Below are 1,280 nucleotides of genomic sequence, written 5' to 3'. Positions count from 1 at the left end.
GCTGCCGCGGCGGGGCCGCGCGGCCGCGCCGGGCGTGCTGGTGCACCGCGCCACCGGCTGCCGGGACGGCGCCGCGACGCTGCTGTACGAGGTGCGCGGCGGCGGCCACCGGCTGCCCGGCCATGACGGCTGGCCGCTGATGGCGCTGCTCGGCCCCACCACCCTCGATGCCGATGCGAGCGAGCTGATGCTCGGCTTCGCGCGCGATCCGCGCGCCGCGCCGGGCCTTCCCGGACAGGCCGCGACGCGCCTCGCGCGGCCGTGAAGGCAACCGGGGCGCGTATCCCGCAGCGCAGCACAGCCTTTCCTTGCGTCGTTGCGCGGCTGTTTGGCAGCCTGTCGCCGTCCGACGGGAGCAAGCAGGATGGTCATCGCCGCGATCCTTCGCCGCAAGGGTGCCGAGGTCGTCTCCGTGGGGCCGCAGGACGACGTCGCCACCATCGCCCGCATGCTCGCCCAGCACCGCATCGGCGCGGTGCTGGTGCGTGACGCCGCGCAGGACGTGCTCGGCATCGTCAGCGAACGCGACATCGTCCGGTGCATCGCGGCGCATGGCGTGCAGGCGGTGGCCCTGCCGGCCGCGCGGCTGATGACGCGCGTGCTGCACACCGTCGGGCCTGAGACCAAGGTCACCGAGGCGCTGGAGATGATGACCGATCGCCGCGTGCGGCACCTGCCGGTGCTGGACCAGGACGGCAACCTGGCCGGCATGGTCTCGATCGGCGACCTGGTGAAGGCGCGCATCGACGAGGCGCTGCACGAGGCGGAGGAGCTGCGCCACTACGTCGAGACGGCGGGCTGACGCAGCACCGCCGGCCGCCGTCCCGCGGCCGGCCGCTTGATCCGAATCAAGGACGCAGGCCGAGGCGCGGGCGAGACTGCCCGCACGGAACAACAGCCAAGGGACTCGTCCGGATGAACCATCGCCACCGCAAGGTGCTGCACGCCCTCTTCGCGCACCCGGTCAGCAGCAACATCGACCCGAAGCATGTGCTCAGCGTCTTCGAGGATCTCGGCGCGCAGGTCAGCCACGGCGGCAACGGCCACATCAAGGTCTCGCTGAACGGCCACACCCACGGCTTCCACGACACGCGCCACAGCCTCTCCAAGGACGAGGTCGGGGAGATGCGCCGCTTCCTCGAGCAGGCCGGGGTGGACCCGGCGCGCGACTTCCCGCTGTAGCCCGCGATCGCGCCGGGCCGTGCGCGCCGCGGGCGGGCACGGCCCGGTCGTGGATCGCCGGCTTCGACCAGGCGGGCCCCTGCCGCCCCGCCGCGCCG

General features: G+C 73.8%; 3 protein-coding genes. All 3 read left to right on the top strand.

Translation table 11 applies throughout. The annotated features are described in order from the left end of the window. Positions 1 to 265: hypothetical protein (locus OZN99_RS31840; RefSeq protein ID WP_270939193.1), on the top strand; the 265-nt coding region annotated here is incomplete at its 5' end. Positions 266 to 364: 99 nt separating this feature from the next. Further along, complete coding sequence (locus OZN99_RS31835) at positions 365 to 802, top strand: CBS domain-containing protein (RefSeq protein WP_270939192.1); 438 nt, start codon at positions 365 to 367, stop codon at positions 800 to 802. Positions 803 to 915: 113 nt separating this feature from the next. Then, positions 916 to 1,182 carry a hypothetical protein gene (locus OZN99_RS31830; protein ID WP_270939191.1) on the top strand — a complete coding sequence of 89 codons (267 nt, stop codon included), beginning with the start codon at positions 916 to 918 and terminating at the stop codon, positions 1,180 to 1,182. Positions 1,183 to 1,280: the final 98 nt, after the last annotated feature.

Origin of the sequence: Falsiroseomonas oryzae (assembly GCF_027856955.1) — a bacterium.
Classification (GTDB): Bacteria; Pseudomonadota; Alphaproteobacteria; order Acetobacterales; family Acetobacteraceae; genus Falsiroseomonas; species Falsiroseomonas oryzae.
Note: the sequence above shows the minus strand (reverse complement) of the source record. Positions and strands in the feature narration are given on the sequence as shown.